Source organism: Marinobacter salexigens (genome assembly GCF_018860765.1).
In the GTDB taxonomy this organism is placed as follows: Bacteria; Pseudomonadota; Gammaproteobacteria; order Pseudomonadales; family Oleiphilaceae; genus Marinobacter; species Marinobacter salexigens_A.
This window is the reverse complement of sequence record NZ_JAHKPV010000011.1, coordinates 1-15,728: the sequence shown is the minus strand read 5'-3', so window position 1 is coordinate 15,728 and position 15,728 is coordinate 1. Positions and strand designations below refer to the sequence as shown.

The window sequence follows — 15,728 nt, the reverse complement described above, 5'->3', positions numbered from 1 at the left end:
GTAGTGACGAGTTGGAGAATCATACTCAACGTGGGAGGTCGCGATGGTGATACCACGCGCACGCTCTTCCGGTGCGTTATCGATTTGATCGAATGCACTCGCAGAACCCGTACCCCACACTTCGTGACATACACGAGTCAGAGCAGCGGTCAGAGTCGTTTTACCATGGTCTACGTGACCAATGGTGCCCACGTTCAGGTGTGGCTTGAGACGCTCAAATTTAGATTTAGACACAGTTACACCTCTTCCTGTTTCTTAAGTCCTGGGTATCAACCCTTATTAATGATTGCTTCGGCAATATTGTTTGGCGCTTCCGCATACCGCGAAAACTCCATAGCGTAGGATGCGCGACCCTGAGTAGCAGAGCGCAAATCCGTGGCATAACCGAACATTTCCGACAACGGAACCTCAGCGCGCACAATCTTGCCCGCGACACCGTCATCCATACCCTGAATAAGGCCACGACGACGGTTCAAATCGCCGACCACGTCACCCATGTAATCCTCAGGGGTTACAACCTCAACCTTCATCATCGGCTCAAGCAGAGCCGGGTTCGCTTCCAGGGCACCTTTTTTCATTGCCATGGAACCCGCGACCTTGAACGCCATTTCGTTGGAGTCCACGTCGTGATACGAACCGTCGTACAAGGTTGCCTTGATACCCAGCAGCGGATAGCCGGCCAGACAGCCGTTCTGCATCTGCTCCGAGATACCCTGCTGAACCGCGGGGATGTACTCCTTAGGAACAGCACCACCAACGATTTCGTTCACGAAGATAAAGTTCTCGGCATCTTCCTGATCCAGCGGCAGCGGATCAATCCGGACCTTGACGTGACCATACTGACCACGACCACCAGACTGACGAACGAACTTGCCTTCAACGTCCACAGACTTGCGAATGCACTCACGATAAGCAACCTGAGGCTTACCGATATTAGCTTCTACTTTGAACTCTCGACGCATGCGGTCGACGAGAATATCCAAGTGAAGCTCACCCATGCCGGAAATGATGGTTTGGCCAGTCTCTTCGTCAGTACGTACACGGAACGACGGATCCTCCTGCGCCAGCTTACCCAAAGCTACGCCCATCTTTTCCTGATCAGCCTTGGACTTAGGCTCAACCGCTACCGAAATAACCGGCTCTGGGAACTCCATACGCTCAAGAATAATCTTGTGATTCTCATCACACAAAGTGTCACCGGTGGTAACGTTCTTGAGGCCGATTGCCGCTGCAATATCACCTGCCAGAACTTCCTTGATCTCTTCCCGGTCGTTGGCGTGCATCTGAACCATCCGGCCCACACGCTCTTTCTTGCCCTTGACCGAATTGAACACCGAGTTACCGGACTCCAGCGTACCGGAGTAGACGCGGAAGAAGGTCAAAGTACCTACAAACGGGTCAGTGGCAATCTTGAACGCCAGAGCGGCAAACGGCGCCTTGTCGTCAACGGGGCGAGTCTCTTCCGCGCCGTCTTCACCCACTTCACCACGGATGGCCTTAACTTCGTCCGGAGCTGGCAGGTATTCGATAACCGCATCCAGAACGGCAGGCACACCCTTGTTCTTGAACGCTGAGCCACAGCAAGCCAGAACAATTTCGTTAGCCAGAGTGCGCGCGCGTAGACCGGCCTTTATTTCAGCCAGGGTCAACTCGCCGCCTTCCAGATATTTCTCCATGTACTCTTCGTTAGCTTCAGCAGCAGCCTCAACCAACGCTTCGCGGTACTTGGCAACTTCGTCGACCATGTCGGCAGGAACCTCTTCCTCACGATAGGTCATGCCCAAGTCGGCGTCGTCCCAATAAATTGCTTTATTGCGAAGAAGATCGACAATACCCGCAAACTGATCCTCGGAACCAATCGGCAACTGAAGCGCCACCGGCGTAGCACCCAGACGAGTCTTGATCTGCTCAACCACACGCAGGAAGTCGGCACCGGCACGGTCCATCTTGTTGACGAACACCATACGCGGAACTTCATACTTGTTAGCCTGACGCCATACGGTCTCAGACTGCGGCTCAACACCAGAGGATCCACAGAACACAACAACAGCACCATCGAGAACTCGCAAGGAACGCTCAACTTCGATAGTAAAATCTACGTGCCCCGGAGTATCGATGATATTGACTCGATGCTCATCAAACTGCTTGTCCATACCTTGCCAGAATGTCGTAACAGCGGCAGAGGTGATGGTAATACCACGCTCCTGCTCCTGCTCCATCCAGTCGGTAGTAGACGCGCCATCGTGGGTCTCACCCATCTTATGGCTACGACCTGTGTAATAAAGAATACGCTCGGTCGTCGTGGTTTTGCCCGCATCAACGTGCGCACAGATACCAATGTTTCTGTAACGTTTAATCGGCGTTTTACGTGCCACTGTATAAACCTCGGCTGATTAGAAACGGAAGTGAGAGAACGCCTTGTTGGCTTCTGCCATGCGGTGTACGTCTTCACGCTTCTTAACAGCTGCACCTTTGCTGTCAGCGGCGTCAAGAATTTCACCGGCCAGACGCTGCGCCATGGACTTCTCGCCGCGCTTCCGTGAAAATTCTACGAGCCAGCGCATAGCCAGCGCGTTCTGACGGGAAGGCCGTACTTCTACGGGCACCTGGTAAGTGGCACCACCTACACGACGGGATTTAACCTCTACCATCGGCTGGATGTTTTCCAGGGCCTTCTCGAACATGTCGATCGGCTCTTCATTTGACTTTTCGGCAACAATTGTCAAAGCACCATAAACAATGCGCTCTGCAACCGCTTTCTTACCGCTTTCCATCACGTGGTTGATGAACTTGGCAAGGCGCGCACTACCGAATTTCGGATCCGGGATAATTTCCCGCTTAGCTGCAACTCTTCTTCTAGGCATCGATAAGCCCTTATATAATTAAAGGTCTTCAGGAACCCCTGAGATAGCCGGCGGCTACTCAGCCTTACTCTTACCGTTCTGACAAGCAACGATAAAAGACACTCTTTCAGCACATTACGACTTTGGTCGTTTAGCACCGTATTTGGAACGACCCTGCTTACGGTTCTGCACACCTTGGGTGTCCAGAGTTCCGCGAACAGTGTGGTAGCGCACACCCGGAAGGTCTTTAACTCGACCGCCACGGATCAGCACAACACTATGCTCCTGAAGGTTATGGCCTTCACCACCAATGTACGAGGAAACCTCGAAGCCGTTGGTTAGACGAACACGGCACACTTTACGCAATGCTGAGTTCGGCTTCTTCGGCGTTGTGGTATACACACGAGTGCAGACACCACGGCGCTGAGGACAAGCTTGAAGAGCAGGAACATCGCTCTTGGCTGCCTTGCGCTTACGAGGCTTACGCACCAACTGATTAATCGTTGCCATGTAAGCAAACTCCAAAAAACCATATCAATGAAACTTACCCCCAATGAAGGGGGTAAAATTAAGGGTCGCAAGTTTAAGCCCGCGACCCTGCGCAGTCAAGATGACTGCTCTCTTTTTAACCACCTCCGAGTAAGTAACTACACGGAGGTGGTGCGCCGGGCTCAACCTCCGCGGTTGAGCTCTGCGCTCAGAGCTTCTTCAACATCCGCCGCTGTCACGCCCTGTTCTTCCAGTTCGCGCTTACGTCGACGTTCCGCATGATAAGCCAAGCCCGTTCCCGCTGGAATCAGTCGACCCACCACTACGTTTTCTTTCAGGCCGCGCAAGTAATCGCGCTTCCCGGTAACCGCACCCTCGGTAAGCACCCGAGTGGTCTCCTGGAACGACGCTGCCGAAATAAACGACTCAGTTGCCAAGGACGCCTTAGTAATACCAAGCAACAAGCGCTCAAACCTTGCGGGTTCTTTATCCGCAGCAAGAGCTTTTTCGTTCTCTTCCAACAACTTGGTAATCTCAAGCTGATCACCAGACAACAATTCCGTATCACCGGGATCGCTTACTTCAACCTTGCGCAACATCTGACGGACGATAACCTCAATGTGTTTATCGTTTATGACAACACCCTGCAGGCGATAAACGTCCTGAATTTCGTTAGTGATGTACTTCGCCAATTCCACCACACCCAACAGGCGCAAAATATCATGCGGATTGGATGGACCGTCAGAAATTACTTCGCCTTTCTCAACCGTTTCGCCTTCGAACACGTTCATTTGGCGATGCTTGGGTATCAGAACCTCGTATGGATCTGCATCCTTGGGCGTAATAACCAGACGCTTCTTGCCCTTAGTTTCCTTACCGAAGGACACCATGCCGCTGATTTCAGCAAGAATGGACGACTCTTTCGGCCGACGAGCTTCAAACAGATCGGCAACCCGTGGCAAACCACCGGTGATGTCTCGTGTTTTTGAGCTCGCCTGAGGAATACGTGCGACCACATCGCCCAGCTCGATACGTGCGCCGTTCGCCATGGTTACCAGAGCATTCGCCGGCATGAAGAAAATTGCCGCGCCACCACCTGGAAGATCGACGTCGTTTCCTGACTCGTCAACCATCTGGATTGCGGGGCGAATATCCTTACCGGCCGCCGGACGCTCCTTCGGATCAATGATCTCCATGGTCGACAAACCGGTGAGTTCGTCGGTTTGGGTACGTACAGTAATACCCTGATCCATGTTGACAAACTTCGCCGTGCCTTCCGCTTCCGCAATGATGGGGTGAGTGTGTGGATCCCACTTGGCAACCACAACACCAGCCTCAACCACATCACCATTCTTAACTGACAGGACGGCGCCGTATGGAAGCTTATACCACTCCCTCTCACGCCCCTGATCATCAGCAATAGCTAACGCAGAAGAACGAGAAATAACAACCAGAGAGCCATCACTCTTCTCAAGAGACTTCAGGTTGTGTAGACGTACAGTGCCACCGTGTTTGACCTGAACATTGTCTACAGCAGAAGCACGACTTGCAGCACCACCAATGTGGAACGTCCGCATGGTCAACTGGGTGCCCGGCTCACCGATGGATTGCGCAGCAATAACACCTACAGCTTCACCAACATTAACTCGGTGGCCACGGGCCAGATCTCGGCCGTAGCACTTAGAACAGATGCCGTGGCGTGTTTCACAGGTGATCGCTGAGCGAACCCACACTTCATCCACACCCGCACCTTCAAGCTCTTCGATTGTTTTTTCATCCAGCAGCGTGCCCGCTGCAACAACCGCGTTATCCTTATCCGTAGGGGTAAAGGTATCACGGGCCGTCACTCGACCTAGAACACGGTCCCCCAAAGGTACGACCACGTCACCGCCTTCGATATGCGGCGTCATGAGCAGACCTTCTTCGGTTCCGCAATCCACTTCGGTAACAACCAAATCTTGGGATACATCAACCAGACGCCGCGTCAAATAACCGGAGTTAGCGGTCTTCAATGCGGTGTCTGCCAGACCCTTACGGGCACCGTGGGTTGAAATAAAGTACTGAAGTACGTTCAATCCTTCACGGAAGTTCGCCGTGATCGGCGTCTCGATGATGGAACCATCGGGCTTTGCCATCAAACCACGCATGCCGGCCAACTGACGAATCTGTGCAGCAGAACCCCGCGCGCCCGAGTCCGCCATCATATAGACGGAGTTGAAGGACTCTTGCATCAGCTCTTCGCCGTCTTCACCCTTAACAGGGTTTCCATCAGGCCCCATAACCTTTTCTTTAGCCAGACGCTGCATCATGGCCTTGGAGACCTTGTCATTAGCGCGTGACCAAATATCAATAACCTTGTTGTACTTCTCGCCCTGTGTCAAAAGACCTGATGCGTACTGGGTTTCGATATCTTTAACTTCTTGTGAAGCAGCATCCACCAGCTCGTACTTCTCTGGGGGGATTTCGAAGTCGTTGAAACCGATCGAGATACCCGAAACCGTCGCATACTGATAGCCCGTGTACATGAGCTGATCCGCAAAAATAACAGTTTCTTTTAGCCCAGCGTCCCGGTAGCAAGTATTGATAAGGTTCGAGATTGCCTTTTTGACCATTGGCTTATTAACCAGATCATAGGAAAGGCCATCCGGAACGATATCAAACAACAAGGCGCGACCCACCGTGGTGTTCACGATCTTGTACTCTTCTGTACGCTCCCCATTCTCGAGGATCGCAACTTCCTTCACGCGAACTTTAACGATGGCCTGCAGGTCAACCTGACCCGCGCCATAAGCGCGGTGCGCTTCTTTGACGTCCGCAAACACCATGCCTTCGCCCAGCGCACTCTTACGCTCACGGGTCATGTAGTAAAGCCCAAGTACAACGTCCTGAGACGGCACGATGATTGGCTCACCGTTTGCAGGCGACAGGATGTTGTTGGTAGACATCATCAACGCACGGGCTTCCAACTGAGCTTCCAGCGTCAGCGGTACGTGTACCGCCATCTGGTCGCCATCGAAGTCGGCGTTATAGGCCGCACACACCAACGGGTGCAGCTGGATTGCCTTACCTTCGATCAATACGGGCTCGAATGCCTGAATGCCCAAACGGTGCAGTGTCGGCGCGCGGTTAAGCATGATGGGGTGCTGACGAATAACTTCGTCAAGAATATCCCAAACCACACCTTCTTCACGCTCGACCATCTTCTTCGCAGCTTTGATGGTCGTGGCCAAGCCACGGTGTTCAAGCTTTGAGAAAATGAACGGCTTAAACAGCTCAAGGGCCATCTTCTTCGGCAGACCACACTGATGCAGGCGCAGGTATGGGCCTACAACAATAACGGACCGGCCGGAATAATCGACCCGCTTACCAAGAAGGTTCTGACGGAAACGACCCTGTTTACCCTTGATCATGTCGGCAAGGGACTTGAGCGGGCGCTTGTTCGTGCCGGTTATGGCGCGACCGCGGCGACCGTTGTCCAGCAGAGCATCTACCGCTTCCTGCAGCATACGCTTCTCGTTGCGCACGATGATATCCGGAGCGTTCAACTCAAGCAGACGCTTGAGGCGGTTGTTTCGGTTGATGACGCGGCGGTACAGGTCGTTCAGGTCGGACGTCGCAAAACGACCACCATCTAGTGGCACTAGCGGGCGCAGGTCTGGCGGCAGAACCGGCAGAACAGTCATAACCATGTCGCCCGGCTTATTGCCGGAGTACAGGAAGGCCTCAAGTATTTTCAGGCGCTTACTGAACTTTTTGATTTTAGTTTCGGAGTTGGTCTGAGGGATTTCTTCCCGCAGCAGGTCAACTTGCTCTTGCAGGTCAATGCCTTCAAGCAGCTCCTTGACAGCTTCAGCACCCATACGGGCATCAAACTCGTCTCCAAACTCTTCCAAAGCTTCGTAGTACTGCTCATCATTGAGCAGTTGCCCTCGCTCGAGCGTTGTCATACCTGGATCGATCACAATGAACGACTCAAAGTAAAGCACTCGTTCAATATCACGCAAGGTCATATCCAGCATCAGACCGATACGGGATGGCAATGACTTCAGGAACCATATATGAGCGACCGGGCTGGCCAATTCAATATGGCCCATGCGTTCACGACGCACACTTGCCAACGCAACTTCAACGCCACACTTCTCGCAAATAACACCGCGATGCTTGAGGCGCTTGTACTTGCCGCACAGACACTCGTAATCCTTGATTGGGCCGAAAATCTTGGCACAGAAAAGGCCGTCACGCTCTGGCTTGAACGTACGGTAGTTGATGGTCTCAGGCTTCTTTACTTCACCAAAGGACCAGGAACGGATCATATCCGGTGATGCCAACCCAATACGGATAGCATCAAATTCCTTACTTTGGTTTTGGCTCTTGAGAAGATTCAGCAAATCTTTCATCAGTAAAAGCTCCGGATGGCGTTAATCTCGGGCGGGCACACCAGGTGCCCGCTCACGCTGCCAAAAACAATTCGGCTCACTCAGATTCCAGCTCGATGTCGATACCCAGCGAACGGATCTCCTTGACAAGAACGTTGAAGGATTCCGGCATGCCGGGCTCCATGCGATGATCACCATCGACAATATTCTTGTACATCTTGGTCCTGCCGTTCACGTCATCAGACTTAACGGTGAGCATTTCCTGCAGCGTATACGCCGCACCGTAAGCCTCCAGGGCCCACACCTCCATCTCACCGAAACGCTGACCACCGAACTGCGCCTTACCACCCAGCGGTTGCTGGGTAACCAGGCTATAAGAACCGGTGGAACGGGCGTGCATCTTGTCATCAATCAGGTGGTTAAGCTTGAGGATATACATATACCCTACTGTCACCGGTCGATCGAAAGCGTCCCCTGTTCGGCCGTCGTAAAGCTTGGTCTGGCCGGTTGTACTCAGGCCTGCAAGCTCAAGCATATGCTTAACTTCCGCTTCCTTGGCACCATCAAACACTGGTGTGGCCATAGGAACGCCGCTGCGCAGGTTGTGGGACATCTCAAGGATTTCCTTATCGCTCAGGGAATCCAAGTCCACCTTGAACACTTCATCAGAGTGGTTATAGATCTCATCAAGAAGCTTACGCAGCTCGGCCACTTTGCGCTGCTCATCTAGCATTTTGCTGATGCGCTCACCCAGCCCCTTAGCCGCCGCTCCCAAATGAGTCTCAAGAACCTGACCAACGTTCATTCGGGACGGAACACCCAAGGGGTTCAGAACGATATCAACAGTATTACCGAATTCGTCGTAAGGCATATCTTCAATCGGCTTAACCGCAGAGATCACACCCTTGTTACCGTGACGACCTGCCATCTTGTCGCCTGGCTGGATCCGACGCTTGATAGCAAGGTAGACCTTAACGATTTTCAGCACGCCAGGTGCAAGGTCGTCGCCCTGCTGAAGCTTGCCTTTTTTGTCGTCAAAGCGCGCTTCATGCTCTTTCGTGCGCTCTTCCAGACCCTGTTCAGACTTCTCCAGCAACTCATTCAGGCTCTCGTCCTGCATGCGAAGCTTGAACCAGTCCGAACGAGGCAGCTCAGCCAAGTAACCTTCATCAAGGCTTGCGCCTTTTTTCAGGCCAGGACCACTGATAACCTGTTGACCTTTCAGTGCATTCAGCAAACGCTCGAAGGTTGCGCCTTCAACGATGCGATATTCATCCTTAAGGTCCTTGCGATACTGGTTCAGCTGCTCTTTTTCGATTGACTGAGCACGCTGATCTTTCTCGATACCGTCACGGGTAAATACCTGAACGTCGATTACAGTACCGCGAGTGCCTGTCGGCACGCGGGAGGAGGTGTCTTTTACGTCAGACGCCTTCTCACCAAAGATAGCCCTCAGCAGCTTCTCCTCCGGAGTCAGCTGGGTTTCACCTTTCGGTGTTACCTTGCCTACCAGTATGTCGCCAGGCCCTACTTCTGCACCAATGTATACAATGCCGGACTCATCGAGCTTAGATAGCGCGCTCTCACCCACATTAGGAATATCTGCAGTGATTTCTTCGCTACCAAGCTTAGTATCGCGAGCCACGCAGGTTAGTTCCTGAATGTGGATGGTAGTCAGGCGATCTTCCTGCACCACTTTCTCGGAAATAAGGATGGAGTCCTCGAAGTTATAACCGTTCCAAGGCATAAACGCGATACGCATGTTTTGACCAAGGGCGAGCTCACCGAGATCAACCGATGGGCCATCTGCCAATACGTCACCACGGGCGATCTCATCACCCTGACGGACGATGGAGCGCTGGTTTATGCAGGTGTTCTGGTTAGAGCGGGTGTACTTGGTGAGGTTATAGATATCTACCCCAGCATCACCGGCCTCAGTTTCTTCGTTGTTAACACGCACCACGATTCTGGCAGCATCAACACTTTCAATGACACCACCACGACGAGCTGTCACGCAAACACCCGAGTCCTGAGCAACTGTACGCTCCACACCGGTTCCCACCAAAGGTACCTGAGAGCGCAGCGTCGGCACCGCCTGGCGTTGCATGTTCGCGCCCATGAGAGCCCGGTTAGCATCGTCGTGCTCAAGGAACGGGATCAATGAAGCGGCAACAGATACAACCTGACGCGGCGAAACATCCATGAAGTTAACACTTTCAGGAGGCATAACCGTGGTTTCGTTCTGGTGACGTACCGTTACCAGCTCATCCGTCAGACGCATGCCATCATCGACAGCCGCACTGGCCTGAGCGATAACGTAATTACTTTCTTCGATGGCCGATAGATACACAAGCTCATCGGTAACCAAGCCGTCGACCACCTTTCTATACGGGCTCTCAAGGAAGCCGTAAGAGTTGGCACGGGCATAGGTAGCCAGCGAGTTTATAAGGCCGATGTTCGGACCTTCTGGCGTCTCGATCGGGCATACACGACCATAGTGTGTCGGGTGTACGTCGCGAACCTCAAAACCGGCGCGCTCACGTGTTAAGCCACCAGGCCCCAACGCCGAAATACGACGCTTGTGAGTCACTTCGGACAGCGGGTTGTTTTGGTCCATAAACTGAGACAGCTGGCTGGAGCCAAAGAATTCTTTAACCGCAGCCGCAACCGGCTTGGCGTTGATCAAATCCTGAGGCATCAAGCCTTCGCTCTCTGCGAGACTCAGGCGCTCACGCACAGCTCGCTCAACACGCACCAACCCTACCCGGAACTGGTTTTCAGCCATCTCGCCTACACAACGAACACGACGGTTGCCTAGGTTATCGATGTCGTCAACGCTACCCTGACCATTACGGATATCAATCAGCGTTTTCAGAACATCAATGATATCTTCGTGGGTAAGCGTGCCTTCACCGGTACTTTCTTCGCGGCGCAGGCGACGATTGAGCTTCATGCGACCGACTGCAGAGAGATCATAACGCTCTTCGGAGAAGAACAGGTTATTGAACAGATTCTCTGCCGAATCCTTGGTGGGGGGCTCGCCGGGACGCATCATGCGATAGATTTCTACCAGAGCCTCAAGCGGGCTGCGTGTCGGATCGATACGCAAGGTATCCGACATAAACGGTCCGCAATCCAGATCGTTGGTATAAAGCGTCTCGATCTCTTTTACGCCAGCGTCCAGAATGGTTTTTACAACCTCTTCGCTCAGCTCAGCGTTGCACTCAACCAACACTTCACCGCTGGTTTCGTCCACCATATCTTTGGCTAGAACGCGGCCATAGAGATACTCAGTGGGCACCTCTAGCTCGTTGATGCCTGCCTTTTCCAGCTGCTTGATGTGGCGAGCGGTGATTCGACGACCCTCTTCCACGATCAACTTGCCTTCATTGTCTTTGATATCAAATGTCGCGATATCACCACGAAGACGGCTTGGGACCAGCTCCAGCTTGCAAGTTTCAGCGCCCAGCTTGAACTTACTAGTATCAAAAAACATCCCCAGCATTTGCTCGGAGGTGTAACCGAGCGCACGCAGGAGGATCGACGCTGGCAACTTGCGTCGACGGTCGATGCGAACGAAAACGGAATCCTTCGGATCAAATTCGAAATCGAGCCAGGACCCGCGGTAAGGAATAACCCGAGCCGAATACAACAGCTTACCGGATGAGTGGGTTTTTCCTTTGTCGTGATCAAAGAACACACCGGGAGAGCGGTGGAGCTGGGAAACAATAACACGCTCGGTACCGTTGATAACGAAGGTACCGTTCTCAGTCATCAGGGGCATTTCGCCCATGTAGACTTCCTGTTCTTTGATGTCCTTAATCGCCTTGTTGGACGACTCCCTATCATAAATGATAAGGCGAACCTTAACTCTCAGCGGCGCCGCATACGTTACGCCCCTAAGCTGGCATTCCTTGACATCGAATACGGGCTCGCCGATGCGATAGCTCACGTATTCAAGCGCGGCATTGCCAGAGTAGCTGGCAATCGGGAATACGGATTTGAATGCTGCGTGAAGACCGGTTTCCCGACGATCTCCAGGTGCGGCTTCCATTTGCAGGAAGTCCCGGAATGAATCCAGCTGAATAGACAGCAAATAGGGGACATCCATCACGGAAGGCAATTTACTAAAATCTTTGCGGATCCGCTTTTTTTCAGTGTAGGAGTAAGTCATCTGCATTCCCCAGCTTTAGACCTGATACCTTGTATCAAGAAGCAACCAATGTTCTGCTTCGGGGCCGAATTGCTCGGCTTATCGCGCCGTCTTGAACAAAGACTCTGGTAATCGATAACAGATCTGAAGCAACCCGCAAACGAACACCAGACTCTATAGCATATACAACAGAAAAAGGCCGGTGGCACAAAGCCACCAGCCTGTCTACGCTTATCGCGCAGTTTCGATCAACAGCCGACTCTTACTTAAGCTCAACAGAAGCGCCTGCTTCCTCAAGCTTCTTCTTGCCTTCTTCAGCGTCTGCTTTGCTCGCAGCTTCCTTGATGGTGGAAGGCGCGCCGTCAACCAGTTCCTTAGCTTCTTTCAGACCCAGACCGGTCAGTTCACGAACAGCCTTGATAACGTTAACTTTCTTCTCGCCAACGCCGGTCAGAACAATATCAAACTCGGTCTGCTCTTCAGCAGCGGCAGCGTCGCCACCGGCAGCTGCAGGAGCGGCAGCAACAGCTGCAGCAGCAGATACGCCGAACTTCTCTTCCATTGCTTCAACTAGCGCAACAACGTCCATTACGCTCATTTCTGCAATCGCGTTCAAAATGTCTTCGTTAGACAGAGCCATGACTTTCTCCCAAAAAATTAAATATGGTGTTCAACAGAATCAAGCAGCTTCTTGCTTCTGGTCTCGAACTGCCGCAACGGCGCGGGTCACTTTCGAAGGAACTTCGTTCAGTGTCCGTGCCAGCTTGGTGATTGGTGCCTGTGTTACTGCAGCCAGCATCGTCAACGCTTCGTGACGTGTTGGCAGCTTGGCTAGACGATCGATTTGGTCTGCGCCCATCAGCTCACCGCCGACTGCCAGTCCTTTAATCTCGAATGCGTCTTTCTCTTTAGCGAAATCCTTCAGCAGGCGTGCAGCCGCACCAGGATCTTCCATAGAGAATGCCAAAATGGTTGGGCCGACTAGGGCCTCATCAATGCACTCAAACTCGGTACCACGAATGGCGATCTTAGCCAGATTGTTACGAACAACCTTTAGACGCACATTCTCGGCACGAGCTTGGGCACGCAGAGCCGTCATATCACCAGAGGTGACACCACGGTAGTCAGCCAAAACCACAGACAGAGCACCACCGGCAGTCTCGTTGACTTCAGCGACGATCGCTTTCTTGTCTTCGAGTCTAATTGCCACTGGATTTCTCCTCGATTTCGCCGGGGGTATTCCCGGCAAACCCATCATTGCCTCAAAAGCATCAAAATGCTTCGTTGAGGCGCCTTAACGGTGTTTGGGTTCAGAGAGAACGTCGTCACACCGTCTGCGCAGGCGTTGCTTTAACCCTTTTAGTCAGAAGACTTCGGGGGCCTGCGGTCTTTGACAGCCTTGGCTTCCGCCCAGACTACAAAGTAACTACCGACCAAAAGATCAGATGTCTAGACCACTCTGGTCGATAGTCAGGCCAGGACCCATGGTCGACGACAGGGTGATCTTTTTGAGATACACACCTTTCGCAGACGAAGGCTTGGCCTTTTTCAAATCTGCCACAAGAGACTCAAGGTTTTCCTTGATGTTCTGTGCAGAGAATTCAACGTTACCCAACGGCGAATGAATGATGCCGTTTTTGTCTGTGCGGTAGCGAACCTGACCTGCTTTGGCGTTTTTAACCGCTGTCTCAACGTCAGGGGTAACAGTACCGACTTTAGGGTTGGGCATTAGACCCCGGGGCCCAAGAATTTGACCCAACTGACCAACAACACGCATAGCATCCGGAGTGGCAATAACCACGTCGAAATCCATGTTGCCTTTTTTGACTTCTTCGGCGAGATCGTCCATTCCGACTATATCGGCACCTGCAGCAGTCGCTTTCTCGGCATTCGCACCCTGAGTAAAGACAGCTACACGAACGGTCTTGCCCGTACCGTGCGGCAATACGGTGCTGCTACGAACAACCTGATCCGATTTACGTGCGTCAACACCAAGGTTGATTGCAACGTCTACCGATTCCTTGAACTTTACACTTTCACCTAGTTCAACCAGTAGAGATACTGCCTCGTCAACAGAGTAAGAACGAGCTGATTCAACCTTTTCACGAATAAGCTTCTGACGCTTGCTCATTTTTGACATATTACACGCCCTCCACGGTGAGGCCCATGCTGCGGGCTGTTCCAGCAATGGTACGAACCGCTGCATCCATATCGGCAGCAGTCAGATCTGGCTCTTTAGCTTTGGCGATTTCTTCGAGCTGCTCACGAGTCACCTTACCAACCTTCTCGGTATTTGGGCGTCCAGAGCCACTCTTAACACCAGCAGCCTTCTTAAGAAGGACCGGAGCAGGCGGCGTTTTGGTAATAAACGTAAAACTGCGATCGCTATATACCGTAATAACAGTAGGAATCGGCAGACCCGCTTCCATATCTTGGGTCTGGGCATTAAATGCCTTACAGAACTCCATGATATTCACGCCACGCTGGCCCAATGCCGGACCAACAGGGGGGCTCGGGTTGGCCTTACCGGCAGCAACCTGAAGCTTAATATATGCTTCTATCTTCTTAGCCATGAAAACACTCCTATGGGTTCAAACGCCTTACAGCTCCCCGTTGCAGACACAAAAAGCCCGCAACGCAAAAGCGCGCGAGCCTTCCGATTATAAGCTGCTACTCAGTCTTTCTCGACCTGACCAAACTCCAACTCTACTGGAGTTGAGCGACCAAAAATCAAAACAGCAACTTTGACACGACTTTTGTCGTAGTCAACTTCTTCAACCACGCCATTGAAATCCGCAAACGGACCTTCAATCACGCGAACAACCTCACCCGGCTCAAACAACGTCTTGGGCTTGGGCTTATCCACGCCACTTTCAACACGGCGCAAAATAGCATCAGCCTCACGCTCTGTGATGGGAGCCGGCTTATCCTTAGTCCCACCAATAAAGCCGAGAACTCTCGGCGTATTCTTTACAAGATGCCAAGTGCCGTCGTCCATCTCCATTTGAACAAGTACGTACCCAGGATAGAATTTACGCTCACTCTTGCGTTTTTTCCCGTCACGCATCTCAACAACTTCTTCGGTAGGAACCAGAATCTCGCCAAACTGGTCTTCCATACCTTCAAGCGCAATGCGCTCTATGAGAGTGCGCATCACGTGCTTTTCATAGCCAGAATACGCATGAACCACGTACCAGCGCTTAGCCATTGCCCACTCCTGTTAACCTATGAATCCGGCGACCAGCCAACTGATTATCGAATCCATGCCCCACAACAACAGGGACACAACCAGCACAAAAACCACAACGATAACCGTGGTCTGAACCAGCTCTGGCCTGGTGGGCCACACCACTTTCCGGATCTCGACGCGAGCCTCCTTAAGGAGGGTCGCGAACCGTCGACCGCGATCTGTCTGCAAAGCCACTAAGGCCGCAACAACCGCCAGAGCAACTAGAGCCAGAACCCGATACAACAAAGACTCGGCGCTGAAATATTGATTACCAACAACACCAACGGCAATCAGCACAAACACAACCAACCACTTCACTACATCGAAGCGGCTGTTTGACTGAACGGCTTTTGACTCCATGGGAATCAACTTATGTATCCGGATGTTAAAAAAATGGCAGGCCAGGAGGGAATCGAACCCCCAACCTGCGGTTTTGGAGACCGCTGCTCTGCCAATTGAGCTACTGGCCTGCACCGAAACAACTCAGTGCACTTTCTATCAGGCGCACCACAGGGAGCGCCTGAAAATCGAGCGTATTACTCGAGGATCTTAGCGACGACGCCGGCACCAACGGTACGGCCGCCTTCACGAATCGCGAAGCGCAGACCATCTTCCATGGCGATCGGAGCAATCAGCGT

12 protein-coding genes, 1 tRNA gene and 1 pseudogene are annotated in these 15,728 nt (G+C 52.4%); all 14 read right to left on the bottom strand.

The annotated features are described in order from the left end of the window. A partial coding sequence (locus KO508_RS08280) for a GTP-binding protein (protein WP_252738006.1) occupies window positions 1-234 on the bottom strand: 234 nt, incomplete at its 3' end. A gap of 35 nt (window positions 235-269) precedes the next feature. Beyond that, on the bottom strand, window positions 270-2,375 hold the full coding sequence (gene fusA / locus KO508_RS08275) for an elongation factor G (RefSeq protein ID WP_216007871.1): 2,106 nt from the start codon (window positions 2,373-2,375) through the stop codon (window positions 270-272). An 18-nt stretch (window positions 2,376-2,393) separates the two neighbouring features. Continuing rightward, window positions 2,394-2,864, bottom strand: coding sequence for a 30S ribosomal protein S7 (gene rpsG, locus KO508_RS08270; protein WP_216007870.1), 471 nt, complete (start codon window positions 2,862-2,864; stop codon window positions 2,394-2,396). 114 nt (window positions 2,865-2,978) lie between these two features. Then, complete coding sequence (rpsL, locus tag KO508_RS08265) at window positions 2,979-3,353, bottom strand: 30S ribosomal protein S12 (protein ID WP_106670730.1); 375 nt, start codon at window positions 3,351-3,353, stop codon at window positions 2,979-2,981. 161 nt (window positions 3,354-3,514) lie between these two features. Continuing rightward, window positions 3,515-7,729: a DNA-directed RNA polymerase subunit beta' gene (gene rpoC / locus KO508_RS08260; protein ID WP_216007869.1), complete on the bottom strand. Its 4,215-nt coding sequence runs from the start codon at window positions 7,727-7,729 to the stop codon at window positions 3,515-3,517. Window positions 7,730-7,805: 76 nt separating this feature from the next. Beyond that, the gene (rpoB, locus tag KO508_RS08255; protein WP_216007868.1) at window positions 7,806-11,882 is read right to left on the bottom strand and encodes a DNA-directed RNA polymerase subunit beta; all 4,077 of its coding nucleotides are present in this window, start codon (window positions 11,880-11,882) and stop codon (window positions 7,806-7,808) included. Between the two features lie 241 nt (window positions 11,883-12,123). Further along, the gene (rplL, locus tag KO508_RS08250; protein WP_216007867.1) at window positions 12,124-12,501 is read right to left on the bottom strand and encodes a 50S ribosomal protein L7/L12; all 378 of its coding nucleotides are present in this window, start codon (window positions 12,499-12,501) and stop codon (window positions 12,124-12,126) included. A gap of 39 nt (window positions 12,502-12,540) precedes the next feature. Beyond that, entirely contained in the window at window positions 12,541-13,071 is a 531-nt protein-coding gene (gene rplJ, locus KO508_RS08245) for a 50S ribosomal protein L10 (RefSeq protein WP_216007866.1), read from the bottom strand. A 231-nt stretch (window positions 13,072-13,302) separates the two neighbouring features. After that, entirely contained in the window at window positions 13,303-14,001 is a 699-nt protein-coding gene (rplA, locus tag KO508_RS08240) for a 50S ribosomal protein L1 (RefSeq protein ID WP_216007865.1), read from the bottom strand. Window position 14,002: 1 nt separating this feature from the next. Further along, a complete protein-coding gene (rplK, locus tag KO508_RS08235) occupies window positions 14,003-14,434 on the bottom strand; it encodes a 50S ribosomal protein L11 (protein ID WP_216007864.1) in 432 nt (143 codons plus the stop codon). A gap of 101 nt (window positions 14,435-14,535) precedes the next feature. Continuing rightward, a complete protein-coding gene (gene nusG / locus KO508_RS08230; RefSeq protein ID WP_216007863.1) occupies window positions 14,536-15,069 on the bottom strand; it encodes a transcription termination/antitermination protein NusG in 534 nt (177 codons plus the stop codon). 12 nt (window positions 15,070-15,081) lie between these two features. After that, the gene (gene secE / locus KO508_RS08225) at window positions 15,082-15,450 is read right to left on the bottom strand and encodes a preprotein translocase subunit SecE (protein WP_216007862.1); all 369 of its coding nucleotides are present in this window, start codon (window positions 15,448-15,450) and stop codon (window positions 15,082-15,084) included. Window positions 15,451-15,484: 34 nt separating this feature from the next. After that, window positions 15,485-15,560, bottom strand: a tRNA-Trp gene (locus tag KO508_RS08220). A gap of 66 nt (window positions 15,561-15,626) precedes the next feature. Continuing rightward, window positions 15,627-15,728: pseudogene (locus tag KO508_RS08215) on the bottom strand (elongation factor Tu); the annotation flags it as partial.

Bases quoted from the DNA above. Each gene is read 5' to 3' on its own strand.
- rpsG (WP_216007870.1), bottom strand. From the start codon at position 2,864: ATGCCTAGAAGAAGAGTTGCAGCTAAGCGGGAAATTATCCCGGATCCG.
- rpsL (WP_106670730.1), bottom strand. From the start codon at position 3,353: ATGGCAACGATTAATCAGTTGGTGCGTAAGCCTCGTAAGCGCAAGGCA.
- rpoC (WP_216007869.1), bottom strand. From the start codon at position 7,729: ATGAAAGATTTGCTGAATCTTCTCAAGAGCCAAAACCAAAGTAAGGAA.
- rpoB (WP_216007868.1), bottom strand. From the start codon at position 11,882: ATGACTTACTCCTACACTGAAAAAAAGCGGATCCGCAAAGATTTTAGT.
- rplL (WP_216007867.1), bottom strand. From the start codon at position 12,501: ATGGCTCTGTCTAACGAAGACATTTTGAACGCGATTGCAGAAATGAGC.
- rplA (WP_216007865.1), bottom strand. From the start codon at position 14,001: ATGTCAAAAATGAGCAAGCGTCAGAAGCTTATTCGTGAAAAGGTTGAA.
- rplK (WP_216007864.1), bottom strand. From the start codon at position 14,434: ATGGCTAAGAAGATAGAAGCATATATTAAGCTTCAGGTTGCTGCCGGT.
- nusG (WP_216007863.1), bottom strand. From the start codon at position 15,069: ATGGCTAAGCGCTGGTACGTGGTTCATGCGTATTCTGGCTATGAAAAG.
- secE (WP_216007862.1), bottom strand. From the start codon at position 15,450: ATGGAGTCAAAAGCCGTTCAGTCAAACAGCCGCTTCGATGTAGTGAAG.